General features: G+C 40.9%; 28 protein-coding genes and 1 pseudogene. 15 read left to right on the top strand and 14 right to left on the bottom strand.

Going from position 1 to position 21,047, the window contains the following annotated elements; all coding sequences use genetic code 11:
• Positions 1 to 235: 235 nt before the first annotated feature.
• The 3 genes from BUQ87_RS14375 (at position 236) to BUQ87_RS14365 (ending at position 3,413) form a co-directional block, all read left to right on the top strand.
• Complete coding sequence (locus BUQ87_RS14375; protein ID WP_038260709.1) at positions 236 to 796, top strand: recombinase family protein; 561 nt, start codon at positions 236 to 238, stop codon at positions 794 to 796.
• Positions 797 to 2,218: 1,422 nt separating this feature from the next.
• On the top strand, positions 2,219 to 3,043 hold the full coding sequence (locus BUQ87_RS14370; RefSeq protein WP_038260707.1) for a ParA family protein: 825 nt from the start codon (positions 2,219 to 2,221) through the stop codon (positions 3,041 to 3,043).
• Positions 3,036 to 3,413, top strand: coding sequence for a hypothetical protein (locus BUQ87_RS14365; RefSeq protein WP_038260704.1), 378 nt, complete (start codon positions 3,036 to 3,038; stop codon positions 3,411 to 3,413). The genes BUQ87_RS14370 and BUQ87_RS14365 overlap by 8 nt, the downstream gene beginning before the upstream one ends.
• A gap of 192 nt (positions 3,414 to 3,605) precedes the next feature.
• Here the strand turns inward: BUQ87_RS14365 and BUQ87_RS14360 are convergent, their stop codons facing one another.
• A complete protein-coding gene (locus BUQ87_RS14360; RefSeq protein WP_052635818.1) occupies positions 3,606 to 4,475 on the bottom strand; it encodes a tyrosine-type recombinase/integrase in 870 nt (289 codons plus the stop codon).
• Positions 4,476 to 4,718: 243 nt separating this feature from the next.
• Here BUQ87_RS14360 and BUQ87_RS14355 point away from each other — a divergent pair, with 243 nt between their 5' ends.
• The 4 genes from BUQ87_RS14355 to BUQ87_RS14335 all read left to right on the top strand — a co-directional run bounded on the left by BUQ87_RS14355 (position 4,719) and on the right by BUQ87_RS14335 (position 8,572).
• Entirely contained in the window at positions 4,719 to 5,015 is a 297-nt protein-coding gene (locus BUQ87_RS14355) for a hypothetical protein (protein ID WP_038260701.1), read from the top strand.
• Positions 5,016 to 5,069: 54 nt separating this feature from the next.
• A complete protein-coding gene (locus tag BUQ87_RS14350; protein WP_038260698.1) occupies positions 5,070 to 5,267 on the top strand; it encodes a hypothetical protein in 198 nt (65 codons plus the stop codon).
• Positions 5,268 to 5,322: 55 nt separating this feature from the next.
• Positions 5,323 to 6,288 (top strand): HD domain-containing protein, encoded by a 966-nt coding sequence (locus BUQ87_RS14345; protein WP_038260696.1) that lies wholly within the window; start codon positions 5,323 to 5,325, stop codon positions 6,286 to 6,288.
• A gap of 1,180 nt (positions 6,289 to 7,468) precedes the next feature.
• Positions 7,469 to 8,572: a hypothetical protein gene (locus tag BUQ87_RS14335; protein WP_038260687.1), complete on the top strand. Its 1,104-nt coding sequence runs from the start codon at positions 7,469 to 7,471 to the stop codon at positions 8,570 to 8,572.
• Here the strand turns inward: BUQ87_RS14335 and BUQ87_RS14330 are convergent, their stop codons facing one another.
• On the bottom strand, positions 8,573 to 9,745 hold the full coding sequence (locus BUQ87_RS14330; protein ID WP_077216399.1) for a DNA cytosine methyltransferase: 1,173 nt from the start codon (positions 9,743 to 9,745) through the stop codon (positions 8,573 to 8,575).
• An 81-nt stretch (positions 9,746 to 9,826) separates the two neighbouring features.
• Here BUQ87_RS14330 and BUQ87_RS14325 point away from each other — a divergent pair, with 81 nt between their 5' ends.
• Complete coding sequence (locus BUQ87_RS14325) at positions 9,827 to 10,231, top strand: very short patch repair endonuclease (RefSeq protein WP_038260684.1); 405 nt, start codon at positions 9,827 to 9,829, stop codon at positions 10,229 to 10,231.
• A 72-nt stretch (positions 10,232 to 10,303) separates the two neighbouring features.
• Here the strand turns inward: BUQ87_RS14325 and BUQ87_RS14320 are convergent, their stop codons facing one another.
• Positions 10,304 to 11,293 carry a hypothetical protein gene (locus BUQ87_RS14320; RefSeq protein WP_038260681.1) on the bottom strand — a complete coding sequence of 330 codons (990 nt, stop codon included), beginning with the start codon at positions 11,291 to 11,293 and terminating at the stop codon, positions 10,304 to 10,306.
• 205 nt (positions 11,294 to 11,498) lie between these two features.
• Between BUQ87_RS14320 and BUQ87_RS15880 the strand changes: the two are divergent.
• Positions 11,499 to 11,615: pseudogene (locus BUQ87_RS15880) on the top strand (hypothetical protein); the annotation flags it as partial.
• Positions 11,616 to 11,649: 34 nt separating this feature from the next.
• Entirely contained in the window at positions 11,650 to 11,778 is a 129-nt protein-coding gene (locus BUQ87_RS15700; RefSeq protein WP_278309060.1) for a hypothetical protein, read from the top strand.
• A 44-nt stretch (positions 11,779 to 11,822) separates the two neighbouring features.
• Here BUQ87_RS15700 and BUQ87_RS15625 read toward each other — a convergent pair whose 3' ends face one another.
• From BUQ87_RS15625 to BUQ87_RS14290, 5 genes are all read right to left on the bottom strand, one after another.
• On the bottom strand, positions 11,823 to 12,011 hold the full coding sequence (locus BUQ87_RS15625) for a hypothetical protein (RefSeq protein WP_038260678.1): 189 nt from the start codon (positions 12,009 to 12,011) through the stop codon (positions 11,823 to 11,825).
• Between the two features lie 6 nt (positions 12,012 to 12,017).
• On the bottom strand, positions 12,018 to 12,347 hold the full coding sequence (locus BUQ87_RS15345; protein WP_207647200.1) for a hypothetical protein: 330 nt from the start codon (positions 12,345 to 12,347) through the stop codon (positions 12,018 to 12,020).
• An 816-nt stretch (positions 12,348 to 13,163) separates the two neighbouring features.
• Positions 13,164 to 13,610: a protein-export chaperone SecB gene (locus BUQ87_RS14300; RefSeq protein WP_052635817.1), complete on the bottom strand. Its 447-nt coding sequence runs from the start codon at positions 13,608 to 13,610 to the stop codon at positions 13,164 to 13,166.
• A 9-nt stretch (positions 13,611 to 13,619) separates the two neighbouring features.
• Positions 13,620 to 14,003, bottom strand: a complete 384-nt coding sequence (locus tag BUQ87_RS14295; protein ID WP_052635816.1) for a helix-turn-helix domain-containing protein — start codon at positions 14,001 to 14,003, stop codon at positions 13,620 to 13,622.
• 14 nt (positions 14,004 to 14,017) lie between these two features.
• Entirely contained in the window at positions 14,018 to 14,350 is a 333-nt protein-coding gene (locus tag BUQ87_RS14290; protein WP_038260670.1) for a type II toxin-antitoxin system RelE family toxin, read from the bottom strand.
• 227 nt (positions 14,351 to 14,577) lie between these two features.
• On the opposite strand from BUQ87_RS14290, the gene BUQ87_RS14285 reads away from it, so the two are divergent.
• From BUQ87_RS14285 to BUQ87_RS14275, 3 genes are all read left to right on the top strand, one after another.
• Positions 14,578 to 14,796 (top strand): DUF1659 domain-containing protein, encoded by a 219-nt coding sequence (locus BUQ87_RS14285; protein ID WP_038260668.1) that lies wholly within the window; start codon positions 14,578 to 14,580, stop codon positions 14,794 to 14,796.
• Between the two features lie 38 nt (positions 14,797 to 14,834).
• Entirely contained in the window at positions 14,835 to 15,059 is a 225-nt protein-coding gene (locus BUQ87_RS14280) for a DUF2922 domain-containing protein (RefSeq protein ID WP_038260666.1), read from the top strand.
• Positions 15,060 to 15,142: 83 nt separating this feature from the next.
• On the top strand, positions 15,143 to 15,286 hold the full coding sequence (locus BUQ87_RS14275; RefSeq protein WP_074210130.1) for a YvrJ family protein: 144 nt from the start codon (positions 15,143 to 15,145) through the stop codon (positions 15,284 to 15,286).
• Between the two features lie 50 nt (positions 15,287 to 15,336).
• Here BUQ87_RS14275 and BUQ87_RS14270 read toward each other — a convergent pair whose 3' ends face one another.
• On the bottom strand, positions 15,337 to 15,609 hold the full coding sequence (locus tag BUQ87_RS14270) for a Mor transcription activator family protein (RefSeq protein ID WP_052635815.1): 273 nt from the start codon (positions 15,607 to 15,609) through the stop codon (positions 15,337 to 15,339).
• Between the two features lie 92 nt (positions 15,610 to 15,701).
• Between BUQ87_RS14270 and BUQ87_RS14265 the strand changes: the two genes are divergently transcribed.
• Together BUQ87_RS14265 and BUQ87_RS14260 are read left to right on the top strand one after the other, a co-directional pair.
• Positions 15,702 to 16,304 carry a glycoside hydrolase family 73 protein gene (locus BUQ87_RS14265; RefSeq protein ID WP_052635814.1) on the top strand — a complete coding sequence of 201 codons (603 nt, stop codon included), beginning with the start codon at positions 15,702 to 15,704 and terminating at the stop codon, positions 16,302 to 16,304.
• 95 nt (positions 16,305 to 16,399) lie between these two features.
• Positions 16,400 to 16,702 (top strand): hypothetical protein, encoded by a 303-nt coding sequence (locus tag BUQ87_RS14260; protein ID WP_038260664.1) that lies wholly within the window; start codon positions 16,400 to 16,402, stop codon positions 16,700 to 16,702.
• 97 nt (positions 16,703 to 16,799) lie between these two features.
• Here the strand turns inward: BUQ87_RS14260 and BUQ87_RS14255 are convergent, their stop codons facing one another.
• The 5 genes from BUQ87_RS14255 to BUQ87_RS14235 form a co-directional block, all read right to left on the bottom strand.
• Complete coding sequence (locus tag BUQ87_RS14255; protein ID WP_143182487.1) at positions 16,800 to 17,186, bottom strand: hypothetical protein; 387 nt, start codon at positions 17,184 to 17,186, stop codon at positions 16,800 to 16,802.
• A gap of 310 nt (positions 17,187 to 17,496) precedes the next feature.
• Positions 17,497 to 18,366 (bottom strand): tyrosine-type recombinase/integrase, encoded by an 870-nt coding sequence (locus BUQ87_RS14250; RefSeq protein WP_038260661.1) that lies wholly within the window; start codon positions 18,364 to 18,366, stop codon positions 17,497 to 17,499.
• A 236-nt stretch (positions 18,367 to 18,602) separates the two neighbouring features.
• Positions 18,603 to 18,896 carry a hypothetical protein gene (locus tag BUQ87_RS15485; RefSeq protein WP_207647199.1) on the bottom strand — a complete coding sequence of 98 codons (294 nt, stop codon included), beginning with the start codon at positions 18,894 to 18,896 and terminating at the stop codon, positions 18,603 to 18,605.
• Between the two features lie 103 nt (positions 18,897 to 18,999).
• Entirely contained in the window at positions 19,000 to 19,794 is a 795-nt protein-coding gene (locus BUQ87_RS14240; protein WP_159434354.1) for a GIY-YIG nuclease family protein, read from the bottom strand.
• A 64-nt stretch (positions 19,795 to 19,858) separates the two neighbouring features.
• The gene (locus tag BUQ87_RS14235) at positions 19,859 to 20,869 is read right to left on the bottom strand and encodes a replication initiation protein (RefSeq protein ID WP_207647198.1); all 1,011 of its coding nucleotides are present in this window, start codon (positions 20,867 to 20,869) and stop codon (positions 19,859 to 19,861) included.
• Between the last annotated feature and the right edge of the window lie 178 nt (positions 20,870 to 21,047).

The following is a 21,047-nucleotide window of genomic DNA, read 5'->3' as shown; positions in this document are numbered from 1 at the left end:
TTTGATGTTATTAGAAAACTAATCCAATTATATCATCGTTGATAGAAAATTCAGAAAAGGTCTGAAAAACGTTGGTTTTTCGTACTCTTTATAAATGCGCTGCAAATATATAGAAAAAGATGAAAAATTAGTACAAAATCTTATCCTAAAAACAAAGTCCTATAACTTGACTTTCAAGTTGAGTTATAGGACGATTTTATTATCTTTGAAATGATCATACCAGGAGGTAAATTTTATGAAAATAGGATATGCTAGAGTTTCAACTAGAGAACAAAATCTAGATTTACAAATGGATGCTCTTAAAAGCTCAGGATGTGAAAAAATTTTTACTGATAAAGTATCAGGAGCAAAAAAAGAAAGACCAGGACTAAAACAAGTTCTTGAATATGCAAGAAAAGGAGACATTGTTGTTGTTTGGAAATTAGATCGAGCTGGAAGATCATTAAAACATCTTATTGAAATTGTAAATGGATTGAATAATAAAGGAGTAGGCTTTATAAGTCTTAAAGAAAGCTTAGATACAACAAGCTCTACAGGTAAATTAATGTTCCATATTTTTGCTTCTCTAGCTGAGTTTGAAAGGGATATTATTAGAGAGAGAACCTTAGCTGGACTTTCATCCGCAAGGGCTAGGGGAAGAGTTGGCGGCAGACCGCCTGTAATGGATACAAATAAAATTGCTATGGCCAAGTCCATGATGGCCGACAAAAGTATCTCTGTTAAAGATATATGTAAAGCGTTGAGTGTTTCAAAATCAACTTTATACAAATACTTAAATGAAAATAAAAAGGATTAAGCCATAGCAAATATATACTCGGCTATGGCTATATTTATCTCTTAACGTGGTGCAAATTTCAAAGTTTAGACTAAATCGTGTCTTAGCGTGGGTTTTATCGGAAATGTTGGCGAGACCCCAATAGCTCCGGATAATCATCATAAATGGACCTTTCTTTCATGTCATTCATGCAAATCCCCCCTCAGCTAAACTGATTTCAACCCTCATTCAAAAACATAAAATACAAACATCTTTTCAAAACCAGGAGCTTTCCCCAATCTTTCTGCCTTTTTTTATTGACAACACTTTCAACAGTATTAGAAAATTCAGCAGGTGTTAGGCTGGGAAAACGGCCTGGAAAACGGCAGAAACCCCCCTTTGCAAAAAAAGGGCTGGTTTCAACGATGACATTCTTCGGGTCCATTTCAGCAGTACGCTGAGTTTGGGTATCCGTTTCTGGTGTCCGTTAAAGCGCAATATGTACTGTTTCTCATTATCCTTTGCGCAGCATGGGTCTATCTTGCCCAGGTGTAGCTTTACCAAGCAGAAACGGGCCTTGCAGCCCTGTTTCCCTCGCAGGGATGTAAGCCCCTGCTACTCCCCATGCTCCCCCTCTACTCCCGCCTTGCGGCCTCGCATTTTCAGGCTCCCCCTGATGATACAAAACCTACAACGGCGGTTTCGACTACGACGGTCTCTCCGGTCTGGGACGGCTTGCTATTGTAATATAGTTTCCCCGGCAGCCAGCGGGACAGTTTTTTTTGACTTCAGTGTTATTCCTCTAACCACTGGATCCATATTCAGTTTTAACCTCATTCCCCCTGTTTCGTCCAAATTCGACAAAACAAAAGCAGGGCATCCGAAGTTTTCCCCTCCAGACGCCCTGCTATACGGCCATAAAATAGAATTCCGCACGAAAATTATAATATTTGTATAATTTTTCGCACGCTCTATTGAATTTTAGCTTTAAAATTGCTATACTTTATGTATATACGCAGAAAGAGCCTATCGCTCTTCAACTAAAAATGTATATCTAGCAGTGCGACGGTAAGCTAAAAAACTTTATGTCTGGGGAGATATTCAGTTGTAAGTAAAAACCGTACGCTGCAGGCTGAAAGCTTTGGTCTTTAAGGAAATCTCAGTGGTATGAGAATGTTCTGTGGTAGGAACAGATCCTTATTTTATAAATGCGCTAACATTTATATTGACCGGGGCTTTTTTTTTATGTAATACTTCATATAATACAATGTGTTTTTTACTGCAACTAATCACATCATACCACCGCCGAAAACAGTTTTCAACCGGTTTTTGCATTTTCCCAAGGCGACCCCTGGTTCCGAAAGTGGAACCATTAAGTGTTGCGATTCCAGCACAGCCGTTGTATAATCAGAGTATCAGCATGCGCTTAATATTAACCACACTCGAACAGGAGGTGCAATTTTTTTGAACAACCACGACATGGGCAACACGAAAATAATAACTTTCACCAACCTGAAGGGCGGCACAGGAAAATCCATGGTATGCTTCAACGTGGCGGGATTCCTCGCCGAAATGGGCAACAAGGTACTTGTTGTCGACTTCGACCTGCAGGCCAACATGACCCACAGGTGCAACGTAAAAAACAACAACTCCATATACACGATAAAGGAGATCCTCGAGGACAAGACCACGGATCCTTCCGAGGTGATAGTGAAAGGCCCCATCAATGAGCTTCCTACACTGGACATAATACCGTCCAACTTCTACTTCACGTTCACAGAAATGCGCATAATATCGTATCCCAACAGGGAGAAGCTTTTCCAGAACCACATAAAATCACACAAAGACATATACGACCAATACGACTACATCCTGATAGATACCAATCCGAGCTTCAACGTGATATCCATAAACGCGCTCGTTGTCTCGGACGCCGTGTTCATGGTGAACGACATAGACATTGAAGCCCTGGGCGGATCAAAAATAATGATGCAAAGATGGCTGGAGCTTGCGACGGAACTCGAGCTTGAAAACAACATAAAAGGATTCATAATAAACAAGTACGACAAGAGAAACTCCCTTTCAGACCAGTTCTTCGAAGCATGCAAGCAGACGCCTTTCATACAGGACATACTTTTTGAAACCGTGATCCCGGTGAACGTATCGCTAGTAAAAGGCGTGGCCTACAAGCTGCCTATAAACATATTCAGCAAGCGTACCTCCGGCAACAAGGCATTCAAGGAGCTTACAAAAGAAATAATAGAAAGGGTGAACCCTGAAGATGAGTAAAAGCGACAATGAAAAGAAAAACGCATTCGAGATGGACGACGACTTCGGCCTAGAATTCCAAAAGACCATAGAAAAGAACAAGAAGAAGAAGGAGGTCAAGCACGACACTTCCGATATGCTCAAGATAGGAAAACTTGAGGAGGTCCTCCAGCAGGACGCCGACCAAAAGAAGCCTAAAGTGAAACGCGAACAAATCCTTGAGCTTGAAGTCAAGGACAGCGGAAGAATGCTCAAGCGTGCAACATACACGATAGAGCTGCGCCACATAGACTTCATTACAAAATACGCCGAAAAGACTAACAGGTCCAAAAACGCCTTCCTCAGATACATGATCGACAAAATGATGGAAGCCGTTGGCGAAGATGACTAAGCCACTACTTTAAAAAGCACGCCACTGTGATTACGGCGTGCTTTTTTGATTTCAAATTCACATCCATATGTAGGTTCAAATTGTAAACCATTTTCGAAACTCTTTACAGAACCATTAATGGTTCCAATTTAAGCACACACCTTGCGGTGCAAAATGTTCAGTGTATGGGTCTCCCGCATGCAATACCTTCAATCACACGCCTATGTTCTCTATTATCTTGAATAGTTCCTTCCTGCTCACCTGCATGTACACTTCAGTAGTGCTGAGCTGGTGGCCAAGGAGCTGTTTTATTATGGCGGAATTGACCCCTGTTACTGCAATGTTTTTGGTGTACAGGTGCCTGAATGCATGGGCGTGGACCTTCGATTTTTTTACATGGGCCTGCCCCGCATAAAACTTCAGTATCTTGTGAATCGTGTGCCTGGTGAGTGGCCCCTTCTGCCCCGAAAACATACAGGCATCATGAGGCATTTCAGATTTTTCACCCAGGTACTCAGCCCATGCCCTTGAAAGCCTTTTGGGTATGAACAGCCTCCTGTGTTTTTCACCCTTGCCCACTATCCAGATCTCATCCTTGTCCGCATCCCTAACTTTTATCTGCAGTATCTCTGACACCCTGGCTCCAGTGAAAAAAAGTGTACATATTATGGCCGCGGCCCTCGAATCGCCTTTGCGCTTTGCTGCGGCCAGCATCCTTTTCACATCACTGTTGCTGAGCATCTCCGGAAGTATGTTCTGGTGCTGGACCTTCTCCTGCTTCACCACAACGTCCATGTCAACGCCGGCTTCGCTTTTGAGGTAGTCCAAAAACTGCTTGAGTGATACGAGCCTTCTGTTTATGGTCTTCACCGACAACAGCCTGCCGGTTTTTTCATTTATCTCTTCCTGCAGGTGTCTCTTGTACTCATAGATATCCTTTTGGGAGAGTTTAGATATATCCCCCCTGTAGAATCTTGAAAACTCTCTCAGATCCATCAAATAGCTTTTTATTGTGCCACTCGATAGGTTCCTGTTTATGTCGTTTTTTGCAAATTCTGCATAATTTCCGACGTATTCCTGCATGATTTTCACCCTCCAAAAAAGTATAATTCAGTATAAATCCATTATACCCCAGCAATTTCAATAATTATACGCAGGTTTCAAAAAAGCAACATAATACATATTATGTTGCTTTTTTGTGTCTTTAAGCTTTATTCATGTAAATATATGGTATAATATTAGTATTATAAAAAGTTTACTTGTTCAAAATGTTTACAAAGGTGTGCAGACAGTTTTTCTGCATTTGAAAAGGAGGTTTTCACCGCCATGGACTTCAAGTTCGAAAGCATTTCCGAGGAAGAGTTCGAGAAAAGAAAAAATGACGGAGAGTTCGGTGAGGTGTCCAGCGTGATTGAAAGCGACGATTCCGCCAGCATGCTCAAAGAGCAGGATACCGAAGAAACTAAAGAAAAGAAAGAATACGTCCGACAGACATTTCTGATAGACCCCGATCTGAAGCTGGCCATAAAGCGCAAGGCCGCAAACGAGGACAGGGGCATAAATGAAATTGTGCGTGAGATATTGCGCAACGGAATCGAGGACAAGTACTTCCGGAAGTACTGATGAAACAGCATACAATCCATAAATAAACTTTTAAAATCATAAGGAGGCTTTGAAATGAAAGACATATCGAAAGAATACGGATCCCACGACCTCATGTTCTCATACTTCAAAAGGGAACTGCAGAGCCGCTGCCCTAAAATGAACGACGACAACCTGAACTTCTGGGCCAGGGAGCTCACTTACAAGTACGACCAGATGCTCGACAGGGGCATCGACGAATATGTTTCCGAAAACGAACTGGACGAGGCGTAATAAAATTACCCACCATTCAATTGCATCGCCATACCCTAAAAAGCAGGCTTTCGAAATGAAAGCTTGCTTTTTCAGCTACGCATTGATTAAAAAAATCGAAAGGAGAGAAGTTTATATGATTTCAGCTCGGCTCATAGATAAAAAGTATAGAAAACGACTAGAAAAATATACAAAAAACAACCATAACGAAACTGCAATAAAATTAAAATTGGTTCAAAACGTCTTAGTAACTATAAAAAAGGATCAAATTAAAAACAGTAAAGATAAAATCAGATCTCTTATAAATGTTTTAAAAAATGATATTAAACAACTTAAAAAAAATAAATCCAAATTAGAAGATGCTGTTAACAGCCCATGGACTCTCTACACCAAAAAAGGTTCTAAAAAAATAAATGCAATCGACGAAGAAATCAAAGCTCTTGAGAAAATAAAAAAAATAAAGGACAAAGAGTTAAAAAATCTATCTTCAAAAAAAGGTAAAAAGAAATATGAAAATAAGCTTGCGAAAAAAGCTAAAGAAAATTACTTACATTCAACTTGTGTATATATGATTGCCAAAGAGATTTTTACATGTCTGAATAATGAAAATGACATAACAGAAGAGCTGGTACGCTATGCATCATATTTTCATGATGCGGTAAAAGTAGTTGATAAGTCACATAATCATTCGAGGAATGGACATAACTTATTTAAGAGTTTAAAAGGTATCAGTGATTTGAACGTTAGTTTATCGGAAGAGAAACTTGATCAAATTGCAAAAGCAATCTTTTTCCATAATAAAAGAGAAAAAATAGACCCCTCCAATATACCCAATAGTAATATTCTATTAGCCCAAATAATTCATGATGCAGACAAAATATCTAAACTCTACAAGTCCAAAACCTGGAAATCTAGTAAATCAAACTACCTAAGTCCAAAACAATATCAAAAAGAACTTTCAAAATTAAGAAAAAAACTAATATTAGTTGAATCTGAAAATGTATTTGAGAATCACATAAAAGATATTCACTCTTATATCTAGCAGGACATCCTATATATGCATATCAAAGCAGTATCCCTATCTAGCAATGTTGTAACGGGATATATTAATAGCTACGGCAAAAAATCGCCGGACATGATGAATGATTAAGGTCCATATGGAAAGAACTCAATGAAAAAGTTACAGACAATGATAAGAAATACTACATAAATCAGACTCACACACAATTTAACAGTGTATTAAAAAATAACATGCAATTTCTGTCAAAGGCAGCCTTCCAATGGAAAGCTGCCTTTCTTTATCCTATCACGACCCCAACCGGTCCAAAGCCTGAAGCTCTTTCCCAAACAAACTTGTGAGCTTCAGACTTTTACAATCTTGTTTCCTATAGCCGGGCCACCTGCCGGCATGATCCATCGCTTCATCCAAAGACACTGAAGGAAAAGGAACCGGCCCCCGATGCCGAACCCGCCCTCCTTCTCCCCCCCTTGCATCCCCCCCACAACACCTTCCGGCCAAATATCAGTGAAAATAGGTATGCCGCAAGAGCGCAGGGGGGGAGCTTATGAGCCCGGCTTCGCACTTGGTGTGCGGCATGTCCATTGTTGTTTCACCTGCGCCGGGGTGCGTCAGGTCCCGTCCTCCAACCAGCCTCCACCGGCCGGGATCTGACTCCCGGTTCCTTGAAAGATTCCATTTGAAAGCCTTCGAAGCAGGGCATTCGCTTTGCGCCGGTCCAGGCTTGGACAGCCGCCCGCTCACCCAAAATAAAAACACATCGAAAGCTGAAACAGGCCATAGGATATTCCCATAGCCTGCCTTGTCGTGTCACAGATCCTCCGTGCCGGCGAAAATGCGCCGCAAGGACATATATGCATATTCGCCGGATACGGCCCCTCACGGGTTGCCCACAGGGCCCACAAGAGCCGGCGGCGACTGCTGGCTTCAAGGTCAAAACAATGCTCTGTGGGCTTACGGACAACCCTCTATCGGCAATGGTGGTTGGAACTCTGCGGAGTTCCGGATTCATACATGTTCCGGCCGCTACCGCGGCCCACAGTGACATACCATATAAAATAATTATATTGTAATACAAATACTATGTAATATTTATGTATTACAATATGGTAATTAACTAATAATTGTATTGTATATATATTGATAGTATAATTACAGTATTATACAAAAATACAAATTTCATTTCTTGTAAAGGGGCCAATATATGAATACGAGTGTTCTATCTATACTAGAAAAAATACAATCAGAACTAGACGACAACACAGAATTTTGGAATAGCATTAATTCATGGGGCAAATTCGAGGAACGCATAGCTGAGCGTGTCAAGGATATAAGCAAGGATCAGCACTCACACACAATAAAACACGTGGACTACCAAAAAGGCTCAAATGCGTTTCCTGATATAGTTGTCCATGGACACAAAGATGAAAAGATCGGCATAGAAGTCAAGTTGAAAACAGCCAAGAGCGCAGGTTGGAAAACCATCGGCGGAAGCGTTTACGAAACAACAAAGCGTAATGAATTCGAGAGCGTCCATTTAATTTTCGGACACAAGGTATTGGAAAAAGTGAAGCATACCGATTATTACAAGTCCATCGTCGATATAAAGGTGACTCATTCCCCAAGATACTACCTTGACATTGACAACATGTCGGAAACTTTCTTTGATACGCTTGGAGTTGACTCAGGAGGGGCTGATGAAATTATCGAGGCCTTTAAAAAAAGAACCTTGGAGTCATTGGAAGACGGGCAATCTCTTTGGTGGATAGACAATCATAATTCCGTTGAAAGAGACCAATTCTTGATTTCAGCTTTAAAACCATGGGAGACATTAAGCAAGGACGAGCAAAATAATGTTTTAGCGAAAATAATGGTCCTTTTCCCTGAAATTTTTGACGTGCAAGGTCCAAATAAATACGGTAGATTGACTAAGTTTTTAATGATGCGTGAAGGTATTTACAGTCATTGCTTGAGAGATAAGTTTTCAGCCGGAGGGAAAAAAGTTTTCGTTTTGCCGACGGGCGAAAAAGTGAAAATTCCGGCTTTCTACATCAGGTTATTCGAGAACGCAAAGCATGTTAGTACATACTTAAAAATGGACGGGCTTGACGAGTTCGAAAAGCAAGCCAGGTACGAGGACATTATCGAGTGTTGGGAAGTACATAACATCGATAAATCTCAAATCAACATCGAAAACCTTGAAGACGAGTGGCTTAGTGTAGCGGCAAAACTTGCGGGAAAAACATTTGAAAGAGAAAACCTCCACATAACCATTGAGCAAATTTACAAAACAGGACTTGATAGTTAACTATCGAGTCCTGTTTTTTTTCGAAAAATACTCTCTTACTTGTTTTGAGATATGCCAAGCCAGAACCGGCGGAACAGCGTTTCCCACTTGGACATAGGCTTTTGACGCCGAGCCCAGCAGTTGAAAATCATCCGGGAATGACTGTATTCTAAGGCACTCGCGCACCGTCAGCCTTCGAGTCTCATTGTAGTGGAACTCTATATTGCCGTGGTGCTGGGCTCTTATCGTGGGCCCCGGAAAATCTTTTTTTATCGGCCTATTCCCCTGAAGGCGACTGCCGTAATTTTTGGCTTTGCTATACTGGGTTTGGTTATAATACTCGTCTTTCATACGTCCATCATACTCGAATAAGTCGTCTATAGCCTCGTACGACGTCACCCACGGCTTCCTTCCGTCACTGCTGTCCGCCGCATGCGTCGGAATAGGCTCGTAAAAACCGATATTCGAATCAGCTCTAGTGCCGACTATAAAAACTCTTTCCCTTGTCTGCGGAACTCCATAATCAGCGGCCATTAGCAAATAATGGCTTATATTATACTTTGGCTCAATAGAGGCAAAGTCGTTTTTTATAATATCCAAAGCATTGCCGAGCCTTGTCAATCCTTTTACGTTTTCAGCTATGAAAATCTCGGGTTGCGTCATCTCAATAACTCTCTTCATTTGAAGATACAGCAAACCTCTCTCGCTGCTCAATCCCTTTCTTTTTCCCGCTATGGAAAAGTCTTGGCACGGAAAACCACCTATCACAACATCGCATTTAGGAATCACGTTTCCACTATCCAGATACTCTTTAATGTCCTGGTGGACTGGAGTGTGGTTGAAATAATTTTCATAGCTCATACAAGCTTCTTTAAAAATGTCATTAGCAAATATAACCTCAAAACCGTTATTTGGGTATACATTACCTAAATATTTAAAATCGCCTCTAAATCCCAAATCCATGCCTCCGCATCCAGAAAACAAGGAAACCACTTTTAATTTCCTTTTCGACTCGGTATCCGATTTAATAAGATAGGACTCTAGGGCGTCGTTAACAACCTCAGATTTTTTTCTATGTGGATTTTCGTCACAATACTTTTCAAGCAAGTCTAGCACCTCGTTTTTTATGTAAAATGTTTTTCGTTTACCTTGATTCGATATTGATAATGAACTTTTTTTAGGGCCTTTATTCATACATATATCACCTCAAATCCCAATATTGTTTACAAAGTAATTCTACTTTGTAAACAATATAATGTCAAGGAAGTGATTTCAATGAAAAATGACACAAGAAGTAAAATAATGAGCGCTATCCCATCAAAAGACACCTCTATAGAACTCTCTGTGCGCAAGTATTTGTTTAAAAACGGGTTCCGTTTTAGAAAAAATGACAGCCGTTATCCTGGGAAACCGGATATTTTATTGCCTAAATATAAAGTCGCAATATTTGTTAACGGCTGCTTTTGGCATGGCCATGGATGCGCAAACGATCGCAAGCCAAAAACCAATATCGCATATTGGCAAAATAAAATTCAAAACAACATCGCAAGAGACTTAAAAAACCGGATAGAGTTGAAGAATATGGGCTTTAAGGTTATAACTATATGGGAGTGCGAGCTTATGGATAATCCAACAGAGAGACTTGAACGATTAATTAAGGAGATTCTTGACACTCGGTGACGTCACCAACTCTATGCTTTCGCACTAAAAAGTGAGGTTTTTATACATCAAAACCCCACTTTTTAGCTGCTACTACACTTCTTTATTCAATTCTTCAATCTCTTTCTTCAGTTTCTCAACAGCTTTTTGATGTTCCCCGTTCAAAGCCACAATTCGTTCGCCGCAGGCCCTTTCTGTTTCATCAACGGCATTTTCAGACTTGCTTTTCAACTTGGCCATTTCTTCCTCGTGCGCCTTCTTCAAGTCCATCAAGGCCTTTTCGGATTCAAGATCCTTCTTCTCTGTCATGAATCTTAGCTTCTCCTCAAACTCGGCTTTTGTCTTTTCATATGCCGCTTCAACCTCTACCTTCGCCGCTGCCTTCGCATCCTCCTCGTGTTTTCTGTATTCTTTTATCTCTTCTTTCAGCTCGTTTACCTGGTTCTTGTAGAAGTCCGCCTGCCCTTCGCAGTTTTCAGCTTTCAGCTGCAGGTCCCGGATCTCGTGCTTTTGATCCTCGGAAAGCTTGCTCTTTTCGTCAAGCTTCTTCTGGACATTCTTTATCTCTTCTTTGTATCCCTTGTACTCGTTCACAAGAGTGGACAGGGTGTCCACCTTCTCCTTGTACTGCTCCACAAGGTCTGCGTTGTTTTTGTTTATCTCCTCAAGGTGCTTGTTGGTTTCCTTGAGAGACTCCAATTCCTTCTCCGCTTCGGCCTTCTGGTCCCTGTAATACTCCTTCATTCCTTTTTCCTTTTCAAGCTGCTCCTGCAGATTGTCTATGACGGAGTTCTTTTTCACCAAGGCCTCCTGGTACTTTTCTTCTATCCTGCCTTCCGCATTCTGGTTAAGCTCCAATGCATTCAGAAATATCGACACAAGACGCTGCGCATGCCCCTGGAACTCCTCGATCTCCTTGCCCCTGTCAACAATCTTCTCCTTGGCCGACTCCAACTCGTAGACGCCTATGAGGGAATCGAAAAACTCCCTCTGCGTCATGTTCATCTCGCCCGCAAGCTCCTTGAACCTCTCAACCGCACTTTCGCTTACCCTGAAGCTTGTCGCTTTAATATTATCAGACATCTTTGCACTCCCTTTCCATATTTTCCGTTTTATATTGTAATACAAATACTATGTATTACAAATATATTATGTTTATATTATACCCTTTTTCATGTTTGAGCACCACTCAAAATGGAATAATCCAGCATATACAGTGGTTTTCCCGCAAAAACTGGAGGTGTTTTCAATGTCCGACGTGTTTTCAAAATAGAAGCGCAGCGAAGTGATGTCGAAGATAAAAGGCAGGGACACCGGCATAGAGCTGGTTGTAAGGAGGTACCTCTTCTCGTGCGGCCTGCAGTACAGGAAGAATGACAGTCGGTACTCGGGCAGTTCCGACATAGTATTGCCGAAATACAGGACCGTGGTGTTCGTGAATGGCTGTTTCTGGCACGGCCACGAGGGCTGCAGGCTATTTTCCACGCCAAAGTCCAGGAAGGCCTACTGGACAGATAAGATATCAAATAACCGCGAAGGAGACGAAAAAAACATCCGGACAGGACTGAGTGTCAGTCCCAAGACAGAAAAATGCACAGCTTTACGCCGTGCATCATCCCTGCTGGTCCTTCTTGTACTTCAATGCCTCCTCTACCAGCCACAGATCCTCACTCATGCGTTCGATGTCCATGCTGTTACCGTGGGCCATCATGCACGCCCTGACTCCAATCGCCATGGCTAGGCCGGATATAGCCAGTGTAAAGGCAATGAGCCCGTATGCAATATATACAATGTCCTCCATTACGCATCACCATTTCCATACATACCCATATTCGCCTTTTTCCCTCCATGCATGCGTCTTTTTCATGCTTTTTTCTCCTGTTCCCTTTTTGGTTGCATTCATGGTTCCAAAAGCGCAACCAAAACCAGCACACGCATTGCAAATACTGTTCTTCATCCGCATGTTCGCTTTTGTTTTTTCCAGAAAAGGAACTCGGATGAGTTCCCTCCTTTGCTCTAGAAGCTCTACCGAGCCCTGTCCACAAGTCCGCATGGCGGGTTTTTCATTTCCAGCAACCGCAGGCCCTGCGGACCCTGTGGGCAGGGCGGCAACGGCGAAATCTGCAGGGTTGTCCATAAGCTCACAGAGCATTGTCCTTATCTTTAAACCAGCAGCAGCCGCCGGCTCTCGTGGGCCCTGTGGTCAACCCGTAAAAGGGTCTTTTCAGCTGGCGAATATGCGACTGCTTCTGGAGCATTTTCGCCGACAAGGGCATATCCTGATTTACCGGGCCATCCTTTGGGAGCGTTTCTTGCTCCTATGAGATGGCTTCTTTAATTTTATTTACCTTGCGGAGCTTTCAAATGCCCTGAAGGAACCGAGTCCGTTCATCCGGTCGGTGGAGGTGGTTGGAGACCGGGGAATGGACGCACCCCGGCGTCGGCGAAACAACAATAATCCGTGCCGCGCGCCGAACGCGAAGCCGGGCTCATAACTTCCCCCCCTGCGCTCTTGCGGCACACCGCTTTTCACTGATATTTGGCCGGAAGGTGTTGTGGGGGGGATGCAAGGGGGGGGAGAAGGAGGGCGGCTTTGGCACCGGGGGCCGGTTCCTTATCATTCAGCGTCTTTGGATGAAGCGGCGGATCCCGCCAGTGATATTTTTTTCAGTTTTTTAAAAATAGTGGTTTACATTTCATGACTGAAATTCGTCTTTAATCTATGGGGGCATTTTTGTGTTTTTTAACCTTGAATATGGCAGCTACCGTCGGATCTTGCCGGCAGCAGGCCCAGCTATAGGAAACAGGATGGTAAAAGTCTGAAGCTTGCAATATTTTTGGCGGAGAGCTTCAGGCTTTGGGCCGGTTGGGGTCGTGATTGAATAGAAAAAGGCAGCTTTCCAATGATTTGATGGAAGGCTGCCTTTGACAGTATGAATACATCATATGATTTTTAAAACTCTTCGAATGACTCCGGGCTTACGACAATGTCGCCTATGTCCGCATCGTCGAACATCGCATGGAAGTTCATCACCGGAAGGATTATCTTTTCGTAGTCAAGCTGCGACGTGACAAGCGACACAAGGGACCTGAGGTACGGGAAGAGTATGGCGGAAGCGTTCACCGAAATGAGCCTCAGCTTTTCATCGTCGCCCATGCCCTCGTTGACTGTAAAATTTCCCTTTATCACGATTTCAAGCTTGTACTGGAAATCCTGCGACGGCTCAACAGATATGCCCTGGTACACATTGATCTTTTCAAAGTTTTTCTCCTTGTCAGGAACGACCTTGAACAAAAGTCCAAAAGGTTCGCTTTCATTTGTGCATTCCTTGGTCTTGTTCAGGTTTATTTTTTCAACCTCATAATTTTCAAAGCTCAGATATACTGATTCTCTGCTCATGACATCCCCCTATATGCAGTTTGCGAAATCACGGTTCTTGTTGAGCTTGAAGCTGATTGGCTGCTTCGCTTTAGCCTTTTTTTCAAACTTTATGACTTCGCTGGTTTTTTTGAAATTCCTGTCTTCGATTATGATTTCCTTGTTCATTCCCATAAGCACCTTGGACACGAAGCTCAGCCTTGGATCGACTTCGCCCTTTTCAAACCTGGATATCATCTGCTGCTTCACGCCTATTATGTCGGCGAATTCGGTCTGGGTGAGTCTTTTTTCCTTCCTGAATGACACAAGCTCGTCAATTATGCTGTACTTGAGCTCCAGAAGGTCCATTTCTTTTTTTATATTTTCATCGCTTGATACTATGTCCTTTAAAAAATCATCATAGTTTATGCTCATTTTGCGCCTCCTTTTCAGCTGTTGTCGATTCTCTTGTCAAGCTGCCTGAAATACTTGTCGTCAAAAGCATCCACCTTTTTTCTTCTTCCGGCCACAATCAGTATTTCACTGCCCACTTCCTCGACTTCAATATAAAAAACCCTGTATGAAGACGGATATTTTATCCTTATCTCCAAAATCTTGTTCTTTTTATTCTTCCTGCGTATGGGCTTGATGTCCAGCTGCTCGACCTTGCCTTCGCCAAGATATTTTATCTTTTGATTAACTTCGGCAAAAAGCTGTGCATCTTCTTTTGCAAGTTTTTTAAGCTCTTTCTCAGCCTGCTTTGTAAGTTTGATTGTATACATTCTGTATTCTCCCGTGTATTTGGATACTTCTTTACTTGATTCAATAATACAACCAATTAGTTGTATTATCAAGTCGTTTGAATATCATATTCATATATTTTTGATTTTAGAGATACAGCTTATGTACCCAACTAAATTCCTCAACCATTTTGCATTTAAGCTTTTTCCTTCCGGATGTATCATTGAATTGTAGCAAGATACAAAACATATACGGGAGGTGAAGCATAATGGCTACAGCAACAAATCTTGATTCGAGCATAAGACTCAAGTACAGCTACGGGGTTGACGGCGACGGACATGAGATCTCGAAAAGAAAGACGCTTTCAAAGGTGAAATGTGACTCGACAAACGAGGACATATACGCCGTGGCGCAAAGCATAGGAGGCCTTCAGGATCCAAGCCTGGTTGAGGTTGTCAGAGAAGACAGCAAGATGCTCAACGAATAGCATAGTCAAAATGAAACCAACGGTGGGAGGTGAATCAGATGGTAAAGAAAAAGCTTGTGCTTACATTCATTAACAAGGGCGGCAAGAAGTCCAGCCTGTCAATAGACGATCCCAAGGAGGACGTTACACAGGAGCAGGTCAAGGCTGTCATGGACGACATAGTCGCCAAGAACATATTCAACACCAATGGCGGGGACCTTGTGAAGGTCGACTCCGCAAGAATAGTTCAGACAGATACTACCGAATTCGAGTATGCAGACTAGGCATGATTGGACAACGGTGAAAAGCGAAAGCGGCCGCATATGCGGCCGCTGGATCTGCATCCATAAGAAAAGGAGGGATGGCGATGGAGGATCTGGCTGTGAACATAGCGAACCTCGGATTTCCCATAGCGGTTTCCGTGTACCTTCTCGTTAGGATAGAAGGAAAACTCAATACGCTTACGAATTCCATAAACGACCTTTCGAAGGTTATCGCCGGAATCAAGTGAGAAAAGATTAGCCCAAGTCCTGGCCAAACAAAAGCATTCCAGGTTTTGGGCTAATCTTTTTCAGCCACAATTTTTCGCACCTGGGTCTCACAAAGGCCGTACCTGCAGGCAAGCTGCCTGTAGTTGCCGCCGTCGAACTCGCTTCTTATGTGCATGTCCCTTGCAGGCCTTGTCACAGAGCCCGACTTTGGAAAATACAGCGAAGTCCCTCCGAATTTCTCGCAAAGAGATATGAAAATCTTGACTCCGGCCACTTCGGCTATGTCCCTGTAACACTTTGGAATCATGTCGAGAGTCAGATCTTCTGCTATGCCAATGTCCATCAAAAAACACCCCCGTATATAAGTATATCCAAACCATTGTAATTTTAACATTTAGGGCATGGAAAATGCTTGCTGAAAGAAAGGAGATTATCATGGAAGACACAGAAAAGAAAACATTTATAAAAAGTATACTCGGCGGAGCTCTCGATGGCCAGAAAAAGTACGGCTTGTTGCCGTCAGTCACAATCGCTCAAGCGATACTCGAATCAGGATGGGGCAAACATGCCATAGGCTTTAACCTGTTTGGAATAAAAGCCAGTAGATCATGGAAGGGCAGGACGGTATCAGCAAAAACCTATGAATGCCGTAATAGCGAGATCATACAGACGACTGCAATATTCAGGGACTATGGCTCCTTCAATGAATCTGTAATGGACCACAACAGACTTATCGGGGAGTCCAAACGCTATAGCTCTGTTATAAAAGCCAACAGCTATAGGGCAGCAGCAAAAGCGCTCCAGTCGTGCGGATATGCCACCGATCCGGATTATCCAGCAAAGCTCATAAGTATAATAGAGTCGAATCACCTGGACCAGTACGACAGGCAGCTTCCGGATCCAGCGCAGGTTTCACCATATGCCGCATCGGCTAGAAAGTGGGCAATGGATAAAGGCATATCCGACGGCAGCAGACCCAAGGAGCTTGCAACAAGGGAGGAAGTGTGGACTATGTTATATAGAAATGATGTAAAATAAATGAAAATAAATTAAAACATGGAGAGATTGCTAAAAAATGGAATAGAATTATGGTATAATAGATTCAGCCATATATTAATATTCGGGAGGTTATAATGAAAAAACAGATAAAAGCCATACTTCCTTTTACAGTCACGCTTATAAACTTAACTATTGTGATGTTCATTTGGCATTATGATATACCTAATGATGCATCAGTACAGTTTCGCAGATTTATCATAAATTTCCAAATCGGTTATGGGATCTTCTCTATTTTGCCTGCTATATATGGTGTTTTTTCTTCAAAAGGACAACTAGAGCCTGATATGAAACTTCAAAGGTTTACCTTTCTTGCCAATTCAATATATATTATTATGTATGTAATCTATGTAACTTATGTATATAAATCATTTGGATAAATGCTTATATGCTGGAAATTATAATACTTAAGTATAAATAAAGACGCCCCAACTCTCGGCTAAACTGAGAGTTGGGGCGTCTTTATTTATATTCACCCTATTTTTTTCCCTTATATTCAACTAGATCTATATCAAACTTATCAGCAATACCATTATAGTGTTCTATAGCCTCTTTACTCTCAAGAAACTTATCCTTACACTTAAATGCTATATCATTTTCTGTACTCATGCCTCTATTGGTACCTCTTATGTTTCCATACATATAAAAAGGAATAATATCGTACATAGTATGATCTCCTTTCTGATCTCCTTTCTTTGAAGGACTTGCGTAATTATAAGTACCCATGTTTCTATAGCCAATATTGTCGCCAGATCTTGTATTTTCAGTTACTAGATTTCCTTTTCTGTCATATACAGCTTCATACCTACCATCATCCTTTGAAACAAATTTTAGATTAAATATTCCCTCTTCCTCTCCAGTCATATGAAAAATCGCTTTATCATAATCAAGCATGATCCATTCTGACTTTTCATGGCTTATAAGGTCATCTAATGTTTTAGGTGCTCTATTTAGTTTATTACGGAAGAAATGAAAATCTTCAGCCTCATTGTTACCAATTCTTTTAAAATAATTAGTGATATGAACTATTTCATTGAATTTTTATGTAAGGAAATAAAAAACAGCACAATTGACATTGTGCTGTTTTTTATAACGACTGTATAGTTTTTTAAACAATTTTTAAGTAAAAATTAATCTGAAATTACATTTTTTGTATTGTTATATGTCTTTGATATCACACCCCCAGGTTCTCTATTATCTTGAATAGGTCCTTCCTGCTCACCTGCATGTACACTTCGGTGGTGCTGAGCTGATGGCCAAGGAGCTGTTTTATTATGGCCGAATTCACCCCGGTTGCTGCAATGTTCTTGGTGTAAAGGTGCCTGAAGGCATGGGCGTGTACCTTCGTCTTCTTGACGTGGGCGTGCCCTGCGTAGAACTTTAGTATCTTGTGTATGGCCTGCCTTTGCAGCGGCCCCTTGTGCCCGGAAAAAAGAAAGTTGTCAGGCGCAAGCTGCGGGTTTTCGCTAAGATACTGCGCCCATATCCTCAAGAGCCTTTTAGGTATGAACAGTCTCCTGTGCTTTTCGCCCTTGCCCACTATCCATATCTCTTCCTTGTCTGCGTCCCTGACCTTTATCTGGAGCATTTCAGAAACCCTGGCTCCCGTGAAAAACAGGGTGGATATTATGACCTGGGCCTTCAGGTTATCCCTTTTTTTTGCTGCGGCCAGCATCCTTTTCACGTCGCTGTTGTTTAGCATGTCCGGAAGGATATTCTGGTGCTGGACTTTCTCCTGCTTCACCGCCACGTCCAGATCCATATGCTCCTCGCTTCTGAGGTAGTCGAGAAACTGCTTCAGAGACACCAGCCTTCGGTTTATGGTCTTCACCGAAAGCAGATGCCCTGTCCTTTCGTTTATCTTCTCCTGAAGGTGTCTCTTGTAGGCGTATATGTCGTTTTGAGTGAGTTTGGATATATCCCCCTGGTAGAATTTCGAAAACTCTCTCAGGTCCATCAGATAGCTCTTTATGGTGCTGTCAGAAAGGCCCCTATTTCTGTCGTTTTTTGCAAAAATTGCATAATTTTCAATGTATTCCTGCATGATTTTAGCCCTCCGAAAAAGTATGACTTAGCATATGTCCATTATACTCCTGCAATTCCAACAAGTATACATGATTTTTACTAAAGCTACATAACTCTGATTATGTAGCTTTGGTGAGGTTTCTATAGCCTATTTATGTAAACAAGTGGTAAAATGCTACTGTAGGGAAAAGTTTACATTTTGCGATTGTTTACTATTCCCTTTGCTGTTTATTTTCGCAAGAATTTGAACTCACATCAAAAATATGCTTTCATCAGGAAGGAGCCAGTGAAAATACATATGGATAAAAAGATAATCTCAAACATAATTTTAACCGCGTCCCTGATTAACATCATCTGCATGGTAGTTTCACTTTTTAAGAGCAGATCATTTGTTTTTATATCAATCGCTTTTTTCATTTCAATTGCCCATGTTTTCATTATTTCGACGCTGTCAAATGAAAAAAAGCTGTTGGAGGGCACTACAAATGAATATGTAATGGATTCAATTGACGATGCATTGTTCTTGAATAAGCTCCTGCTGGGTTTCAATATGGTTTTTCTTGCTCCGCTATATTTCTTTCCCCGTATGGGTCATAAGACTACTTCTGCTCATCCATGACAATCTTCACTGCGGCTCCGGAAAAGTCCTCGCTTATTTATAAGTAACTGTGAACGGTGAAAAATCAACATATTTCCCAAATAATCCATGTAATCTCATAGGGGTACTTGCATGAATTGTAAGCTTATTTTTGTTTACACTTACAGCACCAACAATGTTAATTCTACCATCATATTCATTTAATACTTTATAGACCATTGATAATTTTGCTGATTCATACAGTTCATTTAAAATGTCTTTGCGGTCAGTACCTTCAGGTAAGTCTTCAAATGATATTGCAATATCTTCTTTAGATGTAGGGTATACACCTAAATGTCTGTCGGCATCATACTTTAATTCAAAGTATATCCTATCCTCTATGCTGTAAGCACGATACTTATGCTTATGCGCTACAAGTTCCTGTATTGTAATAGGTTCCGTTATCTTAAATACATCATCAGCGTTACATTTAAGTTTGAATTTTTCCTCTTTTTGTATTCTGCTTGCGCTTTTCTTTTTAGGTTTTTTAATTTTAGGTTTATCCTTTTTGATATAAGGCTTAAACTCAAGGTCTTTCAGTTCAAATGTTGGAATGTCTCCGTTAACACTTGATATATTGTGTAGGGGATTCAACTTGTTAATATAGTAAAGTTCGTATATATCCATATCAGTTTTAGAGTTACACTGCGCTACTTCAATTCTAGTTAATTCATCTTTCCATCTTAAATCTAATTTGTGGGTTGTCATTCTAGTTTCTAAACTAGTTGTCTTACCTACATAGAGTAACTTATCGTCTTTATCATACAGTCTATAAACATAATACATTTCTATACTTCCCTTCTCATTCAACTACAAATGTAGAGCGTTTAACTGCCTTAAATTACAAGCGTAGTGACTTACTCTATAAACGTAGTTAAATCCCTTCTTCAATTAATTCGGTTATTATTGTTGCTTTGCCTTTCTCTAATAGCTTTTTCAAGTAAGAAAACTTATATTTAACATCTTTTTGCTTTAACATGATTTCATATCCCTTACTTATATATTTGTATGGTGTAATATTAAACATGTCATTAAGGTTGTCTGTAATTTCAACGGATTTAGTGTAAAGCTCCATTACTTGCTTATCACTAAAGTTAGATTCAGCAAGCCCACATTTTTGTCTTATTTCGTCTCTTTCATTGGAAGATGTTAAAGCTTCAAGTACCTTTTGGTCTTCGTCCTCTTCTTTAGGTATGATTTTGAATATGATTTCAGATATTTTTCTACCTGTCTTCTCTTTCTTGTAGCTTATCTTTATATCAGTTTTAGCGTTTATTTCTTCTTCCGCTTTTTTAAGTATCCTTCTTTCAAAGTTATCAAAACGTTTGTAACTCTTCTCTTCAGTAACATCCAGTAAGTCCTTTAACTCTTCAAGCTTAAACTCCCGGCTTCTTTTCTTTTCATATTGCTTTAAAAGTTCATATATCCGAATAGAATAACTGCTGTTAAGCTTTAAAATGTTTTTAACGAGGTATTTGGTAAATGGGGTTTCTTCACCTTTTATAGCTAAAAGATAAGGTTTTAATTCAGGGTCAATTCTTATAGTAATGTATCCTATGCCTTCTATGATTTTAGTGTAACCGATTAATCCGAATGTTTCCCATTCCAATCTTTGTGTATCAGGGTTGTATCTTTCAATTTCTATGCTCTTCTTTTTTAGGCTTCTGATTGCTTCTCTTATTTTCGTATATACTTCTCCGCTATTTAAACCTATGAATTCGCCCACCTCTTTTATATCGAGGCGGTATTTCTTAAAGTCTTCATCTTCCATTCTTATTTCTGAAATGAGAGTCGCTAAAAGCTTTTGCTCTAGCACTCCAAGTCTACCTTTTGCTTGTATAAATTGATTGGCTTTCACTACATAGTTATCTTTATATAAGTCCATTTTTCCTATCACGAAATCACCATCTTTTCTCTCATATTCACACTATATCAGCGTAAATAACTACATGCTTTTTGTCAAGTAGTGACTTCACTCTATATCCGTAGTTTAATCACTCTATAAACGTAGTGACTTCACTCTACTTTTGTAGTTACTTTCACTCTACATCCGTAGTTAAATG

Source organism: Peptoclostridium litorale DSM 5388, from assembly GCF_900141635.1.
In the GTDB taxonomy this organism is placed as follows: Bacteria; Bacillota; Clostridia; order Peptostreptococcales; family Peptostreptococcaceae; genus Peptoclostridium; species Peptoclostridium litorale.
This window is presented reverse-complemented; position numbering and strand designations above follow the sequence as displayed.

What these genes read in the sequence shown, in the direction of transcription:
- BUQ87_RS14375 (WP_038260709.1), top strand. Translation starts at nt 236, where the DNA reads ATGAAAATAGGATATGCTAGAGTTTCAACTAGAGAACAAAATCTAGAT.
- BUQ87_RS14350 (WP_038260698.1), top strand. Translation starts at nt 5,070, where the DNA reads ATGAAAGACATATCGAAAGAATACGGATCCCACGACCTCATGTTCTCA.
- BUQ87_RS15345 (WP_207647200.1), bottom strand. Translation starts at nt 12,347, where the DNA reads ATGGACAACCCTGCAGATTTCGCCGTTGCCGCCCTGCCCACAGGGTCC.
- BUQ87_RS14275 (WP_074210130.1), top strand. Translation starts at nt 15,143, where the DNA reads ATGGAGGATCTGGCTGTGAACATAGCGAACCTCGGATTTCCCATAGCG.
- BUQ87_RS14365 (WP_038260704.1), top strand. Translation starts at nt 3,036, where the DNA reads ATGAGTAAAAGCGACAATGAAAAGAAAAACGCATTCGAGATGGACGAC.
- BUQ87_RS14255 (WP_143182487.1), bottom strand. Translation starts at nt 17,186, where the DNA reads ATGACTGGAGAGGAAGAGGGAATATTTAATCTAAAATTTGTTTCAAAG.
- BUQ87_RS14355 (WP_038260701.1), top strand. Translation starts at nt 4,719, where the DNA reads ATGGACTTCAAGTTCGAAAGCATTTCCGAGGAAGAGTTCGAGAAAAGA.
- BUQ87_RS14335 (WP_038260687.1), top strand. Translation starts at nt 7,469, where the DNA reads ATGAATACGAGTGTTCTATCTATACTAGAAAAAATACAATCAGAACTA.
- BUQ87_RS14295 (WP_052635816.1), bottom strand. Translation starts at nt 14,003, where the DNA reads ATGAGCATAAACTATGATGATTTTTTAAAGGACATAGTATCAAGCGAT.
- BUQ87_RS15625 (WP_038260678.1), bottom strand. Translation starts at nt 12,011, where the DNA reads ATGGAGGACATTGTATATATTGCATACGGGCTCATTGCCTTTACACTG.
- BUQ87_RS14345 (WP_038260696.1), top strand. Translation starts at nt 5,323, where the DNA reads ATGAAAGCTTGCTTTTTCAGCTACGCATTGATTAAAAAAATCGAAAGG.
- BUQ87_RS14265 (WP_052635814.1), top strand. Translation starts at nt 15,702, where the DNA reads ATGGAAGACACAGAAAAGAAAACATTTATAAAAAGTATACTCGGCGGA.
- BUQ87_RS14270 (WP_052635815.1), bottom strand. Translation starts at nt 15,609, where the DNA reads ATGGACATTGGCATAGCAGAAGATCTGACTCTCGACATGATTCCAAAG.
- BUQ87_RS14330 (WP_077216399.1), bottom strand. Translation starts at nt 9,745, where the DNA reads ATGAATAAAGGCCCTAAAAAAAGTTCATTATCAATATCGAATCAAGGT.
- BUQ87_RS14320 (WP_038260681.1), bottom strand. Translation starts at nt 11,293, where the DNA reads ATGTCTGATAATATTAAAGCGACAAGCTTCAGGGTAAGCGAAAGTGCG.
- BUQ87_RS14360 (WP_052635818.1), bottom strand. Translation starts at nt 4,475, where the DNA reads ATGCAGGAATACGTCGGAAATTATGCAGAATTTGCAAAAAACGACATA.
- BUQ87_RS14235 (WP_207647198.1), bottom strand. Translation starts at nt 20,869, where the DNA reads ATGGACTTATATAAAGATAACTATGTAGTGAAAGCCAATCAATTTATA.
- BUQ87_RS14300 (WP_052635817.1), bottom strand. Translation starts at nt 13,610, where the DNA reads ATGAGCAGAGAATCAGTATATCTGAGCTTTGAAAATTATGAGGTTGAA.
- BUQ87_RS14250 (WP_038260661.1), bottom strand. Translation starts at nt 18,366, where the DNA reads ATGCAGGAATACATTGAAAATTATGCAATTTTTGCAAAAAACGACAGA.
- BUQ87_RS15700 (WP_278309060.1), top strand. Translation starts at nt 11,650, where the DNA reads ATGGCTGTTTCTGGCACGGCCACGAGGGCTGCAGGCTATTTTCCACGC.
- BUQ87_RS14325 (WP_038260684.1), top strand. Translation starts at nt 9,827, where the DNA reads ATGAAAAATGACACAAGAAGTAAAATAATGAGCGCTATCCCATCAAAA.
- BUQ87_RS14260 (WP_038260664.1), top strand. Translation starts at nt 16,400, where the DNA reads ATGAAAAAACAGATAAAAGCCATACTTCCTTTTACAGTCACGCTTATA.
- BUQ87_RS14280 (WP_038260666.1), top strand. Translation starts at nt 14,835, where the DNA reads ATGGTAAAGAAAAAGCTTGTGCTTACATTCATTAACAAGGGCGGCAAG.
- BUQ87_RS14285 (WP_038260668.1), top strand. Translation starts at nt 14,578, where the DNA reads ATGGCTACAGCAACAAATCTTGATTCGAGCATAAGACTCAAGTACAGC.
- BUQ87_RS14290 (WP_038260670.1), bottom strand. Translation starts at nt 14,350, where the DNA reads ATGTATACAATCAAACTTACAAAGCAGGCTGAGAAAGAGCTTAAAAAA.